This window comes from Citrobacter sp. JGM124 (genome assembly GCF_018257795.1).
GTDB lineage: Bacteria > Pseudomonadota > Gammaproteobacteria > Enterobacterales > Enterobacteriaceae > JGM124.
Window position 1 is genome coordinate 23,420 of record NZ_JAERJD010000008.1, and the last position, 17,886, is coordinate 41,305.

Below are 17,886 nucleotides of genomic sequence, written 5' to 3' on the forward strand. Positions count from 1 at the left end.
CAGTTAATTAATTCAGAGGGCCTTATGGCAACTTATTCTAGCAACGATTTCCGCGCCGGTCTTAAAATCATGATGGACGGTGAACCCTATGCCGTTGAAGCCAGCGAATTCGTAAAACCTGGCAAAGGGCAGGCTTTTGCTCGCGTTAAACTGCGTCGCCTGTTGACCGGAACCCGTGTTGAGAAAACCTTTAAGTCGACTGACTCCGCAGAAGGTGCGGACGTTATCGATATGAACCTGACTTACCTGTATAACGATGGTGAGTTCTGGCACTTTATGAACAATGAAACTTTCGAGCAGTTGGCTGCCGATGCTAAAGCTGTCGGTGAAAATGCCAAGTGGCTGCTGGACCAGGCTGAATGTATCGTGACCCTGTGGAATGGTCAGCCTATCTCTGTTACCCCACCAAACTTTGTTGAGCTGGAAATCACTGATACTGATCCAGGCCTGAAAGGTGATACAGCGGGTACAGGTGGTAAGCCGGCAACCTTAAGCACCGGTGCTGTTGTTAAGGTTCCGTTGTTTGTACAGATCGGCGAAGTGATCAAAGTAGACACCCGTTCAGGTGAATACGTTTCTCGCGTGAAGTAATTCAGGCTGGTCGGGGGTGGGGTGCTTTTGCATCGCATTCCCGATGTACTGACAGTGACCTGACCATAATTTATGATATGTTCATAAAAAGTGATAAACGATTTTCCGCGCCTAATTTCATCCGGATATTTCGTTTGTAAGTGTAGACTGTTTTAATACTGATACCCATTAGCTTCGCAATATAAGTATTATGCACTTCTTCTTTCCAAAGTTTTAATATTCGTTCCTCCCGTAGTGTCAGCAATGGCATAGCTGAACGCTTTTGATTTTTTTCTTCGGGTGATGCACAAACATTTCTTAAAATGGTATCTTCCAGTTCACTGAGCGATACAGATTTATCCAGGGAATTTATATTGTCGCGTATTTTTTTTACCTCACTAATAGAAGAGTGATGGTTTCTTTGCAATAAAATAAAACGCGTATTTTTATCACGAACCTCATGAATAATTGATAGTTGACGTATATTATTTAATGTTGTCAGGAAACTATTAAAGTCAGCGATAATTAAATGTGGTTGCCATGTCAGCATCATTTCACGGGTGAGTTGTAAATTATCAGCTTCAGCCAGAATAAAATTCTGTTCCTGGAACTTTGCCTGACTAAGCCAGGTTTTTAAACCGAGGCGACTGAAACAACATCTATCCACTACCAGTATTTTATACATGTTTAGGCGTCGAGTGAGTGGTGATAACCGTCTTTAAAGGGCGGTAAAAAACAGGTTCTATGATATGAATAAAAAAAATAAATAAAGCGATAAACTGCGTTCTAATTCACTATCAATTCCAGGCTTAAGCAGGGTCTGTGGGACTATTTTGCGACGAAAACACGCATAACCTTCACATTCGTAATGATAAATCGCGTTATATTGCCAGCATGTTATCGGGAATACTGAATGGTATGTTACGGTTCAAGTCTGCTGATGCCCGTGTTTGGCCAGCCGTTATCAGGGAGGAAGGGCGTAGCCTCAACGAACATGAGGCTAAGTGAGCCAGTGTGATATATGAGCTATCATCGTTGCAGGCATGACTAATGTAAGGCATTTAAAATAGTATAGGCAGCTTTGATCCGATCATCATTGGGGTAGTTTTTATTTGCCAATAGCACAACACCAATTTGCTTTTCTGGCATAAACGCGACATAGGCACCAAAGCCCGGTGTTGAGCCTGTTTTATGAACCCATGATGCTTTTACTGGTGGTACGGGAGGCATGATAGGAATCGATATTTGTGGCTGGTGCGTTACATGGCGATTACTGCAATAAATGACCATGACCGACTCAGCGGGCCAGTTAAAAATATCCCATCCCAACCCTTGATACATACTGCCAATCCGCCAATAGCGTGATTGAGCATGTTTTATCCCTTGGCGAAGGGTTTTTGTTTTTACCTCTTCGGGTGCCATATTGGCTTGTACCCAGCGAGCCATATCGATAATTGTTGATACCAATCCATGCGTTTTCGCCGCCATGATGTCAGGCAGTAGCCGTACAGGCTCTTTATTATTGTAGCCCCAGGAGTAATGATGCTGCTGTTCCTCTGGCACATTGATCCACGTGTTATCCATCTTCAGATTCTGCAGTACACGGGTTTTTAACGCTTCTTCAAAATTCATACCGGATCGCTTCACTGCAAGGGTACCAAAAAGACCGATACTGGAGTTGCCGTACAGGCGTTTGGTTCCTGGCTGCCAGTTGGGTTGCCAGCTGTTGTAGAAATCGAGCAGGGTCGACTCATTTGTAACATGGTCGGGAATGTGTGACGGCAGGCCGCCCGCAGTATAGGTGGCTAGTTGTAACAGACTGATATTATGCCATTTACTGGCAGTTAACCCGGGCCAGTAGGATATCGCCGGGTCGTGAAGATTGATCTCTCCCCGGGCGACAGTGTCTCCGCCCAATACCCCCGTGAATGTTTTACTGACAGAGCCTATCTCAAATAAACTTTGCTGTGTGACAGGCAGTTGATGCTGGGTATTAATGACACCGTAGGTAAAATACCAGGGGCGGCCCTGGTAAATAACAGCAACAGCAATTCCCGGAATATCATGTTTGTGCATCAATTCCTGAACTGTTTTATGAACAACTCTATTAATTTTCCTGGTGGTTTTTTTTCCGCAGTGTGCGGGTACAGGTTGAGAAATAGCAAAAATTATCAGATAGCAGAAATATTTTATTATCATTGATTGTCATCCATGAAAATGAACAGGCTCCCCAGCCAGGACAGATATTTCCAGCCTGGGGTATTTATGTCTGAATGGTCAATAATTATATTTTATCTTGCTGTTTTTAATTTCAAGAAATAATCATCAGCATCATTTTATTTCGATTAGCGTTACTTGAAAGATGCGAGTGAAAATAAAAAGCCTGCAAATATCAGCAGGCTTCTGACGTGAGAGGTAATTAAAAGGTCAGGATACCCACCAGGGTAATGACACTGAGGATCGCTGCGAGTCCATAAAAGACCCATTTCCCGGAAGGTACATGAACTTTTATATCATGCATACCGTGATGAATACGGTGTAATGCACACCATAGCGGTAAGACAATCATCAGGAATACAAACAGACGGCCAATCCAGCTATTGACGAAGGCATGAACCCGGGCATAGTCCAGGGCCTCTGAAGGAAACAGCCCTAATGGCAATAAAATGCCAATCAGTAGTACGATAACCGGGGCAAATATAGCCCCCCACATACCACCGGCACCAAACAGTCCCCAAAATAAAGGTTCATCTGAGCGTTTAGGTTTTTGAGTTATCATGGTCTTCTCCCTACCAGAAAAATGCAACGAATAGCACCACACAGGTTACCAATAGGGTAACCACCCAGAGTCCTTTGATAACTGGCTCAGGCCCCATCTTGACGCCTTTAATAATGATATTGGCGGCTTTTGGCGCGAGTTCAAACCAGGTTTTAGTATGCAATAATGCCGCAGCCAGCGTGATGATATTGAGGATTAAGACGACGGGGTTTTGCAAAAAACTCACGAATCCTGCCCATTCTTCAGCCCCATGTTTAAGGGAAAATAACCCGTAGATCAGTAACAGACTAAACCAAAGGGTAGGGATTGAGGTGCCTTCACGCAGCATGTAAAAACGGTAAAAACCGAGTTTTTTCCACCATGTTGCGGGCATGGGTGGAACATAGGGTTTGCGTTTTGTGGTCATGGTGCGCTCCTTAGCGTGGTTTCAGGGTGGCAATCAAAAAGTCTTTAGAACTTTCGACTTTGCCCTGCTGGATAGCGGCCGCGGGATCAACATGTTTGGGGCAAACAACGGAGCAGTAACCGACGAAAGTACAACTCCAGACCCCGTTCTGGCCGTTTAACTGTGGCATCCTTTCCTTTTTCCCATGATCGCGATTATCTAAATTATAACGATGGGCAAGGGTAATGGCTGCCGGGCCGATAAACTCTGGATTTAACCCAAACTGGGGGCAGGCCGCGTAGCACAAACCACAGTTAATACAGCCTGAAAACTGATGATATTTCGCCATCTGTGCCGGCGTCTGTGAGTTAGGCCCTTCTTTTAAAGGCCGGGTATTACCAATGATATAAGGCTTAATCGCTTCGAGGCTTTCAATAAAGTGTGTCATATCGACCACTAAGTCTCGTTCTATGGGGAAGTTGGCTAAAGGCGCGACTTCGACCCCTTCTGGGTATTCACGCAGAAAGGTTTTACACGCTAATTTAGGAACCTTATTCACCATCATGCCGCAGGAGCCGCAAATAGCCATGCGGCAAGACCAGCGATAGCTGAGGTCCGGGGCAAGATTATCTTTGATGTAACCTAATGCATCCAGCAGTGAGGTTTGTTCATCATAGGGAACGTCATAAGTGACATTATGGGGCTCGCTATCCGTTTCCGGGTTATAACGCATAATGGAAACTTTATGGGTTTGCATCTCAGCCATTAGCCTTCTCCTTCTTCTCTGCCGCGTCAGCTTCTGCACCATAAACCCGTTTTGCTGGTGGCAGCGTTGTGATTTTTACACTGCCATAATCAAGATGGGTCGTGCCATCGGGCAGGCGGAAGGCAAGCGTATGTTTTAAAAAGTTTACATCATCACGTTCGGTGCAACCCTCATCCAGGCGCTGGTGGGCACCCCGTGATTCTCTACGAGCCATCGCGGAATGAGCCATACATTCAGCAACGTTCAGCCCGTGGCCCAGTTCGATGGTGTACAGCAAGTCGGTATTAAAAACACTGGAGTTATCGGTAATACGTACCTGTTTGAAACGTTCCTGAAGCTCTGCCAGTTTGTCGATAGTCTTTTGCATCAACTCTGGTGTGCGATAAATGCCACAACCTTCTTCCATCGACATGCCCATTTCGTCACGAATGGTTGCCCAATTCTCGTTCCCCTCTTGGTTCACCAATTGCTTTAGCTTGTTTTCTACGTCTGAAGCCTGAGCATTGAGGATGGAATCATTAACGTGGTGTGCCTGACTGGCATGTTCAGCAGCCCGTTCACCAGCCAGCTTGCCAAAGACCACCAGCTCTGCCAGTGAGTTAGACCCAAGACGATTGGCTCCGTGCAAGCCAACAGAAGAACATTCGCCCACGGCAAAGAGTCCTTTAATACGGGTTTCGCACTGGCTGTCTGTTTCAATCCCCCCCATGGTGTAGTGGGCGGTTGGACGTACAGGAATCGGCTCTTTTACTGGGTCGACACCCACATAGGCTTTGGCCAGTTCACAAATAAAGGGCAGTCGTTCCAGCAATTTTTTTTCGCCCAAGTGGCGTAAATCGAGGTAGACCACATCACCACGGGGGGTGGAAATGGTGTTGCCTTTACGCCATTCATGCCAGAAAGCCTGTGATACCCGGTCACGTGGACCCAGCTCCATATATTTGTTTTTGGGTTCACCTAATGGTGTCTCTGGCCCCATACCGTAATCCTGCAGATAACGGTAACCGTTTTTATTCACCAAAATTCCGCCTTCACCTCGGCAGCCCTCAGTCATGAGGATCCCGGAACCAGGCAGGCCAGTAGGGTGATACTGGACAAATTCCATATCCCGCAGTGGGATGCCATGGTTAAGAGCCATTCCCATTCCGTCGCCTGTGACAATACCGCCATTGGTGTTATAGCGATAAACCCGGCCAGCTCCCCCTGTCGCCATAACGACGGAATTCGCCCGAATTTGGGTCAGCTCACCTTCCATCATATTCATGGCGACCAGACCACGGACCTGACCGTCATCAACCAGAAGGTCAAGGACAAAATATTCATCAAAACGCTGGATTTGTGGAAACTGTAAGGATGTCTGGAAAAGTGTGTGGAGCATATGGAACCCGGTTTTATCTGCAGCAAACCAGGTTCTTTCTATTTTCATTCCGCCAAAACGCCGCACATTGACACTGCCGTCCGGACGACGGCTCCAGGGGCATCCCCAATGTTCCAGCTGTGTCATTTCGGTAGGACAGTGATGAACGAAGTAGTCTACTACGTCTTGCTCACACAACCAGTCCCCGCCAGCAACGGTATCGTGGAAGTGATAGTCAAAACTGTCGTTATCTTGAGTAACTGCCGCAGAGCCGCCCTCCGCCGCTACCGTATGGCTACGCATAGGGTAAACTTTTGAGATAAGGGCAATTTTTGCTTGCGGGTTCGCTTGTGCTGCAGCGATGGCCGTCCGTAGTCCTGCACCACCGGCGCCTATAATGGCGATATCGGCTTGAAAGGTTTTCACGACATTCCTCCAGATTATTGTTATTTCGCAACGCGATATTGACTAAAGATAGTTCAACGCCGATACCGCTGCTGTGGCGAAAATTATTCTGACCTTACTGGGATGCAGTATAGACGTGTAAACAGTATGGAATTTTGATGTATTCGATTTTTTCATCGTTCTGTAGAGCAATGCCTGCTTACTCATCCCAATAAATGAAAAAAGAAGGGTTTTTTATTACAAACGAAGCAGTCCGATAAAAATAATGCACAGAATTTGTCTCTGTTCTGCGATACGGGTAGACTTTTCGACTTTGTTTAATGACGGAGATTTATTCATGAGCGAAACGGCATCCTGGCAGCCGAGCGCGTCCATCCCTAACTTATTAAAACGCGCGGCAATTCTGGCAGAAATTCGACGTTTTTTTGCCGATCGCTGTGTGTTTGAAGTAGAGACACCTTGCATGAGTCAGGCAACGGTAACAGATATTCATATGGTGCCGTTTGAAACACGTTTCGTTGGGCCTGGCCATTCAGATGGGCTCAATCTCTATCTTATGACCAGCCCTGAATATCACATGAAGCGTCTGCTGGCTGCTGGTTGTGGTCCCGTTTTCCAGCTATGTCGCAGTTTTCGCAATGAAGAGATGGGGCGTCATCATAACCCTGAATTTACTATGCTGGAGTGGTACCGCCCCCGCTACGATATGTATCGCTTAATCAACGAGGTGGATGACCTGCTGCAGCAAGTTCTCGACTGCGAAGCGGCTGAAAGCCTTTCCTATCAGCAAGCTTTTCAGCGTCATCTTGATATCGACCCATTATCGGCAGACAAATCCCAGTTGCGTGAAGTGGCCGCAAAGCTTGACTTGAGTAATGTGGCTGATGATGAAGAGGACCGTGATACGCTACTGCAGATGCTATTTACTTTTGGTGTTGAACCGCAGATAGGCAAAGAAAAACCGACGGTGATTTATCATTTCCCGGCCACTCAGGCATCACTGGCACAAATCAGTAGTGAAGATCATCGTGTTGCTGAACGCTTTGAGGTGTACTTCAAAGGCATTGAACTGGCAAACGGTTTCCATGAGCTAACTGATGCCGGGGAGCAACGTCAACGTTTTGAGCAAGATAACCGTAAGCGTGTGGCCCGTGACCTGCCCCAACAACCGATTGATACCTATCTGCTCGAGGCTCTGGAAGCAGGCTTACCTGATTGTTCAGGTGTGGCATTAGGTGTCGACAGACTGGTGATGCTGGCACTGGGGGTTGAGAGTCTGGCTGAGGTCATTGCTTTCCCCGTAGACCGCGCTTAATTACATGGTAGCAAGGCAGTAAGAGATCGGACATTCATGCTGAAAACAGTTGTACTTGAGAATGATAAATCGGCTTTTTTTACTGAAGTGGACAGGCTTTATGAGAGTGCTTTCCCACTACATGAAAAACGCGATAAAGCGGCGAAAGCTCGTGCCTTTAGTCATGCCCATTATCAGCTGCAGGCCTGGTTTGATGAACAGCAGTTCATCGGCATAATTGGTGTGTGGAATTTTCGGGATTACAGCTATATAGAGCATCTTGCGGTGAATCCTCTCTTACGCGGGCAGGGTTACGGTAAACGGATGTTGAGCCAGTTTTTGCAGCAATCACCGCAAACGATTCTTGAAATTGACCCTCTGACGACGGAAATCGCCCATAAACGGCTGCATTTTTATCAATCTCTGGGTTTTCAGGTCAATCCTTTCGTGCATCATCATCCGACCTATCATGCCGGCATGGACGACCATGAACTGATTGTACTGAGTTACCCGCATCAGCTTGAATCGTCGCAATATCAACGTTTTTTTGCTGACTTATGTAATGAAGTCATGATTGATAGTACTCAGCCATAGCGCGCTTTGCGTATTTATCCTGGGCATGACTGTCACAGATTATTTTTCGTTTGAGGATATCCAATGGATCTCAGCACACTTTTGCTCTACGTTATTGCGGTTAGCGCGGTTATGGTAACCCCTGGCCCCTCTATGCTGCTGGCATTGAATAATGGTGCCACTCATGGAATGCGTATTGCAGGTTATGGCTTTATTGGTGCGATGCTGGCCGATTTACTGCTTATCGCTGCGGTAGGCTGTGGTTTAGGTGCGTTGCTACAGGCTTCAGAGCAACTGTTCAGCCTGGTGAAATGGGGCGGTGCACTTTATCTTATCTATCTCGCCTGTGTGCTATGGCGGGCTCCAGCGCAGGCCTTGAAAGTAAGTCATAGTGCGGCGCTTACCACCGGGAAAATGGCATTGTTACGCTCTTTGATGGTGGGGTTATCAAACCCGAAAGGCTTACTGTTTTTCTCTGCTTTCTTGCCACAGTTTATTCGCCCACAAGAACCTGTCCTGAGTCAGTATCTGATTTTAGCGCTGGTGACTGCGATAATTGATTGTCTGATGATGACGATGTATGCCTATGGCGGCCGTCATGCTATGCGCCGTTTTTCTGCAGGCGTAATGCGTGGTGTGAATCGGAGTTGCGCAGGAATGCTGGCGGTACTGGCAGTAGGTGTTGCGCTTTATCGTCGTAATGATGTGACGTAATCACACGCCACAGACAGCCGGGGTCATGGCGGTATTCACCGTCATGACCACTCCCTGAAATGGGCTCTCAGTGTCATGGCTTGCTCCGAAAGCCTTTCGGTATTTAGTCCTGATTTTCAGCCAATTCACGCAAGTAAGAGAAAATCTGGCGATATGATTTCGGTGGCTTATTGGCCGCTTTCTCTTTTTGTGCATTACGGATAAGTACACGCAGTTGCTGGCGATCCGCTTCAGGGTAAAGCTTCAGGACTTCACTTATCACATCATCACCCTCGTCCACCAGACGGTCGCGAAGTGCTTCAAGCTTATGGAAAAGAAAAACCTGCTGGTTATGTCGATTCTTTAGCTTGTCTAATGCCTGACGGACAGGTTCCTCATCACGAGAACGCATCATTTTGCCAATAAGCTGTAACTGGCGGCGACGTCCTTCTTTTTTGATCTTCTGAGCAAGTTCAATTGCGGCACGGAGATCATCATCGAGTGGTATCTTATCCAGCGCATTTTTACCGAGTTCAACTAACTCTGCACCAAGGCGTTTCAGCTCTTCGGCGTCACGTTTAATTTCACTTTTACTGACCCAGATAATTTCATCATCATCCTGGTCTTCATTATCGGGCACGTCATCGAGCCAGTTTTCGGGCTGCTTAGTCATAGTAGGCTCCTTAAAAAGTTGACGCGAATATTACCAGTAAAGGGGCCAGACTGCGAAATTGTTCTGATCCTGTTAGACTGGAACAACTCACCTTACACAATGGCAATCGCGATGAAAGCAAACACGCAAGTAGCACAACAACGTCAAACTTTAGAGCAGGCGGTTTCTCTGGCACTGGAATTAGCAAAGCAGCACTCGGATGGTGCAGAGGTTGCCGTTAGCAAAACTACGGGGATCGGTGTTAGCACCCGTTTTGGTGAAGTAGAAAATGTTGAATTCAATAGTGATGGTGCCTTAGGTATTACGGTTTACCATCAACAACGTAAAGGCAGTGCTTCTTCTACCGATCTGAGCCATGATGCCATTGCTCGTACGGTTCAGGCTGCGCTGGATATTGCGCGTTATACCTCACAAGATGACTGTGCCGGTGTTGCTGACAAAGAACTGTTGGCGTTTGATGCGCCGGATCTTGACCTTTTCCACCCCACAGAAATAGATGCCGAGCGGGCCATTGAATGGGCGGCGCGGGCTGAGAATGCTGCCCTTGGCGTGGATAAACGCATTACAAATACCGAAGGTGGGAGTTTTAACAGCCACTATGGCATCAAAGTCTTCGGTAACAGTCACGGTATGTTGCAAAGTTATTGTTCCACGCGTCACTCATTGTCCAGTTGTGTCATTGCCGAAGCTGATGGTGATATGGAGCGCGACTACGCTTATACCATTGGGCGGGCTATCGAGGATTTGGCAACCCCCGAATGGGTCGGTGAGGAGTGTGCCCGGCGAACCCTTGCACGCCTTTCTCCGCGTAAACTGCCCACCATGAAAGCGCCGGTTATTTTTGCCTCTGAAGTCGCCACCGGACTTTTTGGACACCTGGTCGGTGCGATTGCAGGGGGATCAGTTTACCGTAAATCAACCTTCCTGCTGGACTCACTCGGTCAGCAAATTTTTCCGGACTGGCTGACCATTGAAGAGCATCCACACCTGCTGAAAGGTCTTGCTTCGACGCCATTCGACAGTGAAGGTGTGCGTACTGAGCGCCGTGACATTATTAAAGCGGGGATTTTACAACAGTGGTTACTAACCAATTATTCCGCCCGCAAACTGGGGCTTAAAAGTACCGGGCATGCGGGCGGTATTCATAACTGGCGTATTCCGGGGTGTGGCCTTGATTTTAATGACATGCTTAAAAAGATGGGAACGGGGCTGGTGGTTACCGAACTGATGGGACAGGGTGTCAGTGGCATGACCGGTGACTATTCGCGTGGTGCCGCGGGTTTCTGGGTTGAAAATGGTGAGATTCAGTACCCGGTTAGCGAAATTACTATTGCTGGTAATCTTAAGGATATGTGGCGTGAGATTGTTGCCCTGGGGGACGATATTGAAACCCGTAGTAATATACAGTGTGGCTCTGTGCTGCTGCCTGAAATGAAAATTGCCGGGCAGTAAATACATTTGGGCGTGGGTGAAGGTTCTCTGCACTTTACGCCTGGACGTGACTTGAGAAAGTCAGATAAAACAATAATCGGTGAGCAAATTGCGTAAACATTTAATTGCAATGGTAACAATGTCAGCACTTCTTCTGAGTAGCGTATCAGCCCTGGCAAATGACGTGGGTGAGGATATGGATATTCTGGCGGAAAACTACAATTCAGTCCTGACTGCCAAAGAGGCCGCCACACTGAAAAAAGCTTTGGCCAATATGCGTGCAGCTGCTCAGGATGCTCAAAAAGGTGTGCCGCCTAAGCTTGAGAACGAGTCTGCAGACAGCATAGCCATGAAAGACTATCGTCATGGTTTTGATATTCTGATGACGCAAATTGATGATGCCATGAAACTGGCAGATGAAGGCAAAGTCGACGAAGCCAAAGCTGCAGCCGCGAGCTTTAAAGCCACGCGTAACGAATACCATAAAAAGTATCGTTAAGCAGGGGCTGCTCAGTAAACCATGCCATTAGCAAGCCGTGACTGAAACAAGCGCGGGGTTGAATAACCTCGCGCTTGTTGCCTGGCATTTTATACTGAGCGGACAGGTTGGCCATGATCCCGCCGCATAGAGGAAAGCCATCCTCACAGGTGACACTGCTTATTTAATCAGTGTAAATGCTGTTGTTACGTGTTTTACACCACTCACGCGACTGGCAATATCTGCCGCTGCTTTTCCTTCCCGTTCTGTCACTAAACCCAGCAAGAACACTTCGCTATTCTCTGTGGTGACTTTTACATTCGTCGATTTTACCTGATCGCTTGTTAATAACTGGGAGCGGACTTTAGTGGTTATCCAGGTATCCCCGGAAGCAGTACCTAAACCAATGGGTTGCCCATTCCTGATTTCATTATATACCTCTGTTGTTCCATCAACCCCTAAAGCGATTTGTTTGGCTCGTGATGAAAGGGCCGCATTCGGGGCCTGGCCTGTTAACAGAATTTTTCCTTGATAAGCCGTCACGTTAATACGCGCATCTTTCTTGATTTCCTGATCTTTACTGAGCGCATTATTAACGCGCAGTTCCAGTGTTCCGTCATCCACCTGAGTACCTACAGTCCGTGGATCGGTTGCGGTTTTTGTACCAACGGCAGCACTGCCAACCAGCACCGCACCAACACAGCCCTGAAGAAATAACGCAGAGATCAGTACGGCAATGGGGGTAATAATCTTCATATCAGTTCCTTCTTTCTTATCAAGAGGCATTATCTTTGATGCATTACGTCTCTGGTCTGTCTTACCATGTTAAGCATCCCATGACTCAGTGAGTAGCAGTTAGCCATCCTGATGGGGGAAAAGCGTATTGTCGATAAGGTCACATAAGCAGTTGACTGTCAGCATATGCATCTCTTGAATACGCGTGCTGTGATGGGAAGGAATACGGATTTCTACATCTTGTGGCCCCAACAACCCGGCCAGCTCCCCCCCATCGTAGCCGGTCAAGGCAATGATGGTCATATCCCGGGTTACCGCGGCTTCTACTGCCTTAACGATATCACGGCTGTTACCACGAGTAGATATGGCGAGCAGGATATCGCCGGCCTGACCCAGAGCACGGACTTGTTTGGCATACACCTCTTGGTGCAGACGATCATTAGCTATCGCTGTTAAGACTACAGTATCAGCATTAAGTGCAATTGCAGGTAAACCAGGGCGCTCTGTTTCAAAGCGATTGATCATACTGGCTGCAAAATGCTGGGCATTGGCGGCGGAGGTTCCATTACCACAGCACAGTATCTTATTACCGTTCAGTAGTGACTGAACCAGAGTGATGGCTGCCCGGGAAATAGCATCAGGCAGAGCTTCTGCAGCGGCAATTTGAGTTTGAATGCTTTCCGTGAAGCAAGCTTTTATTCTTTCAAGCACGTTGATTTTACCAAGGTTTTTAGATGTCAGCAGCAAACGCGTTGGTGAGCCACTCTATTTCATTGCCGGTGAAAGCTAACACATCAAAACGGCAATCTACAGTTTCAAAACTTTCATCTACGCCACTCAACCACACTTTTGCAGTATGCAGCAGACGTTTTTGTTTTGTCTTTGTAATACTTGCAACGGCAGAACCAAAAGTATCACTTTGGCGAAAACGGACTTCGATAAAGACAATGGCTTGCTGGTGTTGCATGATGAGATCAATTTCGCCACCAGATGTGTGAACATTGGCAGCGATGAACTCTAATCCTTGAGATTCAAGAAAGCGGCGCGCTTTTTTTTCATAGGCAGCGCCCCGCTGTCTTGTACTCAAGATACTGGAACCACCTGGCCTTGATTGAACTGCAGCCAGTTGAGTTTTCTGTTCACCACACAGTCTGGGGTGGCAGTTAACTGCCCGGTATTACCATTAATGGCAAAACCAGGGGTCTGACGCAACTCAGTAAAATGGTTAGCCAGAGACCAGGCGTCGACACCCATAGCGTAAAGCCGTGCCAGAGAGTAATCATTATTGACGCTGCTTAGAGCTTGTTGCATCAGTTGTGGATTTCCCCCTGAAAGAAGTGGGATATCACTATACTGTAATCCTTCCATTTCTAAGCGAAAATCAGGACCTGTAGCCCCCTGTGAACTGCGAGAGCTGGCATACAGCTGTGCACCACCACGACTCCCTGTGCGCATGGTAATCATCGGTTTAATCAGCGCCATTTCATCCGCAGTGGCAACGATATACACCGCATCAACATTCCCGCCGTCGGTGACCACCTGAGGTTCCACTGGTACGGTTGGGATAGTCAGGCCACCAATCGTCACTGACTCGGGAGGATTATTCGCGGTAACAACGGGTGTTCCCGTCAGCGCAAGGCCTGAACCGCCATTGACACCACGTTTTAAATCACTCAGAGAGCCCAGACGCTGCTGTAAAACCGTCCCCCCTCCCAAGCTTTGCCATTCATGGGCGAATGCTTTAGCGACACGTTCCCCTAAGGCATTAGATGGCACCATTAATAGCGGGGAACGATGCTCTTGCTGCCAGATATGATGTGCCGCATCCCGGGCCTCATCTTCTGGTGACAGAGCAAAATAACAGATATTTGGACGACTCTGCACGGTTTCTGGTTGGTTCAGAGCAAGAATATTAAGCCCACTATTGATTTGCGCGAGGGCATCAACATCATTTTTCAGTAATGGGCCGACGATGAGTGTGGCACCATCTTGTTGAGCTTGTGCGATAACCTGATCGATTGGTTGGCTGCTGGTATCGTAAATCTTAACTTCCGCATTCGGGTTCGCTGGTGCTGAAGCTACCCCAGTTACCTGTGATGATTCAGTTATATCCTGAGTAACGGGGTTATGATCACCAGTCTGTTCACCTGTTGTTTGTTCACTGCTGATGGCGGAGCGTTGTGGCACAGTGACGGGTTCAGTACCTTGAGATTTTGCCGCTTCAAAACCTTGCTGAATAGTGCGACCAAAGAGCCCTGGCTGCCCGTTAAGCGGGAGTAACAAAGCGATTTTACTGACCGATGCGGAATCGGTACTGGCAGGCCGTAAATCAGAGAGCTGAGTCGGCAGCGATTTGGCCCCAGGATTATTGGGATAGCGTATTTTCCAGTCCTGAATACCGGCTTTTAGTTTATCAAGATCCGTGCGATTGCTGCTCCAGACCTGTTGAAGATCGAGCCAGCCTTGCAGTGTATTTTCATCAGCATTAATTACAAGGCTGTTCATTTGCTCAGGTGTCATTGAGGCCAGGGCTTGCCAGGTGTCATCAATGTTTTTTTGTCGTGCGTCATTACCCAGTAAAGGCTCCTGGGCAATGTAAGCACGCAGTAGGGTCAGTGATGGCTGGGTTTGATTGGCGGCAATCACTGCACTGTAATACGACTGTTGCTGAGTGGCGTCGAGCCTGTTGAAGTCAATTCTCTTCAGAATGGCGGAGGCGGCAGCGTAATCCTGTTGCGCGGCTTTGATCTGTGCCAGTAGCAACAGCTGTTCCTGTTGCTGTGTATCAATGATATTTCCAGGTAGCTGGCTGTAAAGTTCGGATGCTTGCTGAGTTTGTCCTTCCTGCAACAGTGCACGAATGGCGAGTAATTGCCATTGGGTCTTGCTATCATCTGAGCTCTGCTGCATTTGCTGCAGATACCAGACAGAACTGGCGCTGCCATTGGCAGGTGGCTGTTCCTGGTATGTTTCGGGTGTCTGTGAAGTACACCCGGCAAAAATCAGCGCTACGAGTAATACAGGTAAACTGCGTCCGACTTTTGAAAGAGTAAAGGTTGAGAGTCGCATTCGATATCCAGTGGTTTTTAAATCTCAGTGCTCAATATTAAATCGGCAATACGGATGAAACAATGAAACAACACGAAACGGCAGCGATTTTAGCGAAAACGCTTTATATCGTCCCGACGCCTATCGGCAATCTCGGTGATATCACACAGCGGGCCCTCTCGGTGTTGCAGAGCGTTGATCTGATTGCCGCAGAAGATACGCGTCATACTGGTCTTTTATTACAGCATTTTGCGATAAATGCGCGTTTATTCGCACTGCACGACCATAATGAACAACAAAAAGCGGAAACTTTGCTGGCGAAACTACAAGAAGGGCAGAGTATCGCGTTAGTTTCGGATGCCGGGACGCCATTGATTAATGACCCTGGCTATCATTTGGTGCGTACTTGCCGCGAGGCGGGGATTCGTGTCGTGCCATTGCCAGGCCCCTGTGCTGCTATCGCCGCTCTGAGTGCCGCAGGATTGCCTTCAGACCGGTTTTGTTATGAAGGTTTTTTGCCCGCGAAATCTAAAGGTCGCTGTGATGCCCTGAAGGCAATTGAGCAGGAGCCACGGACGTTGATTTTTTATGAGTCAACTCATCGCCTGCTTGATAGCCTGGAAGATATTTGTACCGTACTGGGAGAGTCACGTTATGTGGTGCTGGCAAGGGAGCTGACCAAAACTTGGGAATCAATCCATGGCGCGCCTGTGGGTGAGTTACTGGCCTGGGTTAAAGAGGATGAAAACCGCCGCAAAGGGGAAATGGTACTGATTGTTGAAGGTTTTAAAGTGCAAAGTCATGATGCGTTACCTGCTGATGCTTTGCGTACTCTGGCCTTGCTACAAACTGAACTGCCACTCAAAAAAGCGGCAGCATTAACGGCGGAAATTCACGGCGTGAAAAAGAATGCCTTGTACAAATATGCCCTTGAGCAAGCAGAGAAGTAAGTTCCCGGGCCAGTTTTTATTTATCTGGTCGGGAATTGAACAACAAAGATAAACGGGTGGTGTGCCGCGTGACAGTTGCGGTGAAACCCTCTATACTTCGCCCCGAAGCTGACCAGGCAGTCGCCGCTTCGTCGTCGTCCTCCTTTGGGGGAGACAGGCGGAGGGGAGGAAAGTCCGGGCTCCATAGGGCAGGGTGCCAGGTAACGCCTGGGAGGCGCAAGCCTACGACCAGTGCAACAGAGAGCAAACCGCCGATGGCCCGCGTAAGTGGGATCAGGTAAGGGTGAAAGGGTGCGGTAAGAGCGCACCGCGCGTCTGGTAACAGTTCGCGGCACGGTAAACTCCACCCGGAGCAAGGCCAAATAGGGGTTCATAAGGTACGGCCCGTACTGAACCCGGGTAGGCTGCTTGAGCCAGTGAGCGATTGCTGGCCTAGATGAATGACTGTCCACGACAGAACCCGGCTTAACGGTCAGCTTCAACTCATTCAAAAACAATACGTTGAAGTACCTCTACCTGAGGTGCTTCAACGTTTGTTTATGTAGCTATTTTTTTTCATGTGCTTCATGCACGTCTGAGTGATTATCTTTTATGATTAATTTAATGCAGTAACTCGATATAATCGCAAATATCCCGCCAATCAGTGTTTCCAGTATTCTTTCAGATAATAAGTGATAGTTCGTATTATTAAAATAGATCGACATTTCTATTAATGACAGTACAAGCCCCGTCAGACATACGGTGCCAAATACGTTGTTTTTCTTTTGGTTACTAATAGGGATAAGAAACGAAAACAGCGCAATTAAAGTAAAGCCAATGTATGGCATGAGTGTCGAGGCATTAAAAGAGAAATACAATATTAACACAACAATAAGAGTACCAATGACACGGTCTCTGGTCAGAGATACAATATTCTTTAGTTTGGGGTTTAACACAAAAATGAACGTCAGTGGGGCCCAAAAAAAGTGATCGATGTTTATTCCACGTGATACTAAAACACATGCCAGTAGGCCAATGGAGTACACTAAAGACTGTTTAAGAAGACTTAAGCTGACGGTATCTTTCTTCAGCAAGATATATTTTTTTATTTGAAATAGTGATATCTTTCTGCGTGTACTGATACTGTAACAAAAGAGTAAGGTTATCACTGTACCGACCAATAATCCGATCATGTAACCATCAAAATCTGGTTTATTTAGTGTCGACCCTATAATAAAGAATATCATAGAGTATTTAATTGACATGTCTAATGATGAATCGATATTGTAAATTTGGTAATAAAAGAAAGGGGATATAAACAGGAATAAAAAGAACAGGATTCCCACACCTAAATAGTAACCGAGAAACGAAATAAAAAATATAAAAATTGAACAAAATAATGAATAGGAAATATTTCTATAGCTATTGGCTTTGTTGAAAATAGTATAGCTGTGTAATGTCGCGAGAGAGCTCCATAATGTTGCATCAATACCAGCGATGTAATAAGTAATAATAAAATTAATCATAATGCAAAAAGTTAAATAAAAACTTTCCGATAGCTTGGTCATTAACTTCTCCCGATGATCCAATCAGTACGCTTGTGACTTTTTTACATGTTTATTATCTTATTTAAAAAGTATACTTTTCTGCTCCTGGTTAGTCCAGCACAGGCACTTCATCGTAATACATTTTTTAGCCATGATGATACCCATTTGAACGTATTTTAATGTCAGAAAAAATGTGGTGCGATCAGGCTACAATATGAGACGG

At 47.0% G+C, this 17,886-nt stretch carries 19 protein-coding genes and 1 other RNA gene; 9 read left to right on the plus strand and 11 right to left on the minus strand.

What is annotated here, in order from left to right; all coding sequences use genetic code 11:
* Window positions 1–24 precede the first annotated feature (24 nt).
* On the plus strand, window positions 25–591 hold the full coding sequence (gene efp, locus JK154_RS12115; RefSeq protein ID WP_211992810.1) for an elongation factor P: 567 nt from the start codon (window positions 25–27) through the stop codon (window positions 589–591).
* Window positions 592–661: 70 nt separating this feature from the next.
* Here the strand turns inward: efp and JK154_RS12120 are convergent, their stop codons facing one another.
* Complete coding sequence (locus JK154_RS12120) at window positions 662–1,255, minus strand: LuxR C-terminal-related transcriptional regulator (RefSeq protein ID WP_211992811.1); 594 nt, start codon at window positions 1,253–1,255, stop codon at window positions 662–664.
* Between the two features lie 137 nt (window positions 1,256–1,392).
* On the opposite strand from JK154_RS12120, the gene JK154_RS12125 reads away from it, so the two are divergent.
* Entirely contained in the window at window positions 1,393–1,578 is a 186-nt protein-coding gene (locus JK154_RS12125; protein ID WP_211992812.1) for a hypothetical protein, read from the plus strand.
* Between the two features lie 39 nt (window positions 1,579–1,617).
* On the opposite strand, the gene ampC is transcribed toward JK154_RS12125, so the two are convergent.
* The 5 genes from ampC to frdA form a co-directional block, all read right to left on the minus strand.
* Entirely contained in the window at window positions 1,618–2,769 is a 1,152-nt protein-coding gene (gene ampC, locus JK154_RS12130; RefSeq protein WP_211992813.1) for a class C beta-lactamase, read from the minus strand.
* A gap of 220 nt (window positions 2,770–2,989) precedes the next feature.
* Entirely contained in the window at window positions 2,990–3,349 is a 360-nt protein-coding gene (gene frdD / locus JK154_RS12135) for a fumarate reductase subunit FrdD (protein WP_211992814.1), read from the minus strand.
* 10 nt (window positions 3,350–3,359) lie between these two features.
* The gene (frdC, locus tag JK154_RS12140; RefSeq protein ID WP_211992815.1) at window positions 3,360–3,755 is read right to left on the minus strand and encodes a fumarate reductase subunit FrdC; all 396 of its coding nucleotides are present in this window, start codon (window positions 3,753–3,755) and stop codon (window positions 3,360–3,362) included.
* Between the two features lie 10 nt (window positions 3,756–3,765).
* Window positions 3,766–4,500 (minus strand): succinate dehydrogenase/fumarate reductase iron-sulfur subunit, encoded by a 735-nt coding sequence (locus JK154_RS12145; protein WP_211992816.1) that lies wholly within the window; start codon window positions 4,498–4,500, stop codon window positions 3,766–3,768.
* Window positions 4,493–6,283 carry a fumarate reductase (quinol) flavoprotein subunit gene (frdA, locus tag JK154_RS12150; protein WP_211992817.1) on the minus strand — a complete coding sequence of 597 codons (1,791 nt, stop codon included), beginning with the start codon at window positions 6,281–6,283 and terminating at the stop codon, window positions 4,493–4,495. The genes JK154_RS12145 and frdA overlap by 8 nt, the downstream gene beginning before the upstream one ends.
* A gap of 316 nt (window positions 6,284–6,599) precedes the next feature.
* Between frdA and epmA the strand changes: the two genes are divergently transcribed.
* The 3 genes from epmA (at window position 6,600) to JK154_RS12165 (ending at window position 8,843) form a co-directional block, all read left to right on the plus strand.
* Window positions 6,600–7,577, plus strand: a complete 978-nt coding sequence (gene epmA, locus JK154_RS12155; protein ID WP_211992818.1) for an elongation factor P--(R)-beta-lysine ligase — start codon at window positions 6,600–6,602, stop codon at window positions 7,575–7,577.
* Between the two features lie 36 nt (window positions 7,578–7,613).
* On the plus strand, window positions 7,614–8,150 hold the full coding sequence (locus JK154_RS12160) for a GNAT family N-acetyltransferase (protein ID WP_211992819.1): 537 nt from the start codon (window positions 7,614–7,616) through the stop codon (window positions 8,148–8,150).
* A gap of 63 nt (window positions 8,151–8,213) precedes the next feature.
* Window positions 8,214–8,843 (plus strand): LysE family translocator, encoded by a 630-nt coding sequence (locus JK154_RS12165; protein WP_211992820.1) that lies wholly within the window; start codon window positions 8,214–8,216, stop codon window positions 8,841–8,843.
* Between the two features lie 103 nt (window positions 8,844–8,946).
* On the opposite strand, the gene yjgA is transcribed toward JK154_RS12165, so the two are convergent.
* Window positions 8,947–9,495: a ribosome biogenesis factor YjgA gene (gene yjgA, locus JK154_RS12170; protein ID WP_211992821.1), complete on the minus strand. Its 549-nt coding sequence runs from the start codon at window positions 9,493–9,495 to the stop codon at window positions 8,947–8,949.
* Between the two features lie 99 nt (window positions 9,496–9,594).
* On the opposite strand from yjgA, the gene pmbA reads away from it, so the two are divergent.
* Together pmbA and cybC are read left to right on the plus strand one after the other, a co-directional pair.
* Complete coding sequence (gene pmbA, locus JK154_RS12175; RefSeq protein WP_211993035.1) at window positions 9,595–10,947, plus strand: metalloprotease PmbA; 1,353 nt, start codon at window positions 9,595–9,597, stop codon at window positions 10,945–10,947.
* Window positions 10,948–11,035: 88 nt separating this feature from the next.
* Window positions 11,036–11,425 (plus strand): cytochrome b562, encoded by a 390-nt coding sequence (gene cybC / locus JK154_RS12180; protein WP_211992822.1) that lies wholly within the window; start codon window positions 11,036–11,038, stop codon window positions 11,423–11,425.
* A gap of 159 nt (window positions 11,426–11,584) precedes the next feature.
* Here the strand turns inward: cybC and dolP are convergent, their stop codons facing one another.
* The 4 genes from dolP to JK154_RS12200 form a co-directional block, all read right to left on the minus strand.
* On the minus strand, window positions 11,585–12,160 hold the full coding sequence (gene dolP / locus JK154_RS12185; RefSeq protein WP_211992823.1) for a division/outer membrane stress-associated lipid-binding lipoprotein: 576 nt from the start codon (window positions 12,158–12,160) through the stop codon (window positions 11,585–11,587).
* 99 nt (window positions 12,161–12,259) lie between these two features.
* The gene (gene diaA, locus JK154_RS12190; RefSeq protein WP_211992824.1) at window positions 12,260–12,850 is read right to left on the minus strand and encodes a DnaA initiator-associating protein DiaA; all 591 of its coding nucleotides are present in this window, start codon (window positions 12,848–12,850) and stop codon (window positions 12,260–12,262) included.
* A gap of 19 nt (window positions 12,851–12,869) precedes the next feature.
* The gene (locus tag JK154_RS12195) at window positions 12,870–13,265 is read right to left on the minus strand and encodes a YraN family protein (protein ID WP_211993036.1); all 396 of its coding nucleotides are present in this window, start codon (window positions 13,263–13,265) and stop codon (window positions 12,870–12,872) included.
* Window positions 13,223–15,208 (minus strand): penicillin-binding protein activator, encoded by a 1,986-nt coding sequence (locus tag JK154_RS12200; RefSeq protein ID WP_211992825.1) that lies wholly within the window; start codon window positions 15,206–15,208, stop codon window positions 13,223–13,225. Before JK154_RS12200 ends, JK154_RS12195 begins: the two co-directional genes overlap by 43 nt.
* 62 nt (window positions 15,209–15,270) lie before the next feature.
* Between JK154_RS12200 and rsmI the strand changes: the two genes are divergently transcribed.
* Both rsmI and rnpB read left to right on the plus strand, forming a co-directional pair.
* A complete protein-coding gene (rsmI, locus tag JK154_RS12205) occupies window positions 15,271–16,137 on the plus strand; it encodes a 16S rRNA (cytidine(1402)-2'-O)-methyltransferase (protein ID WP_211992826.1) in 867 nt (288 codons plus the stop codon).
* 104 nt (window positions 16,138–16,241) lie between these two features.
* Window positions 16,242–16,621, plus strand: an RNA gene (rnpB, locus tag JK154_RS12210) — RNase P RNA component class A.
* Window positions 16,622–17,886: the final 1,265 nt, after the last annotated feature.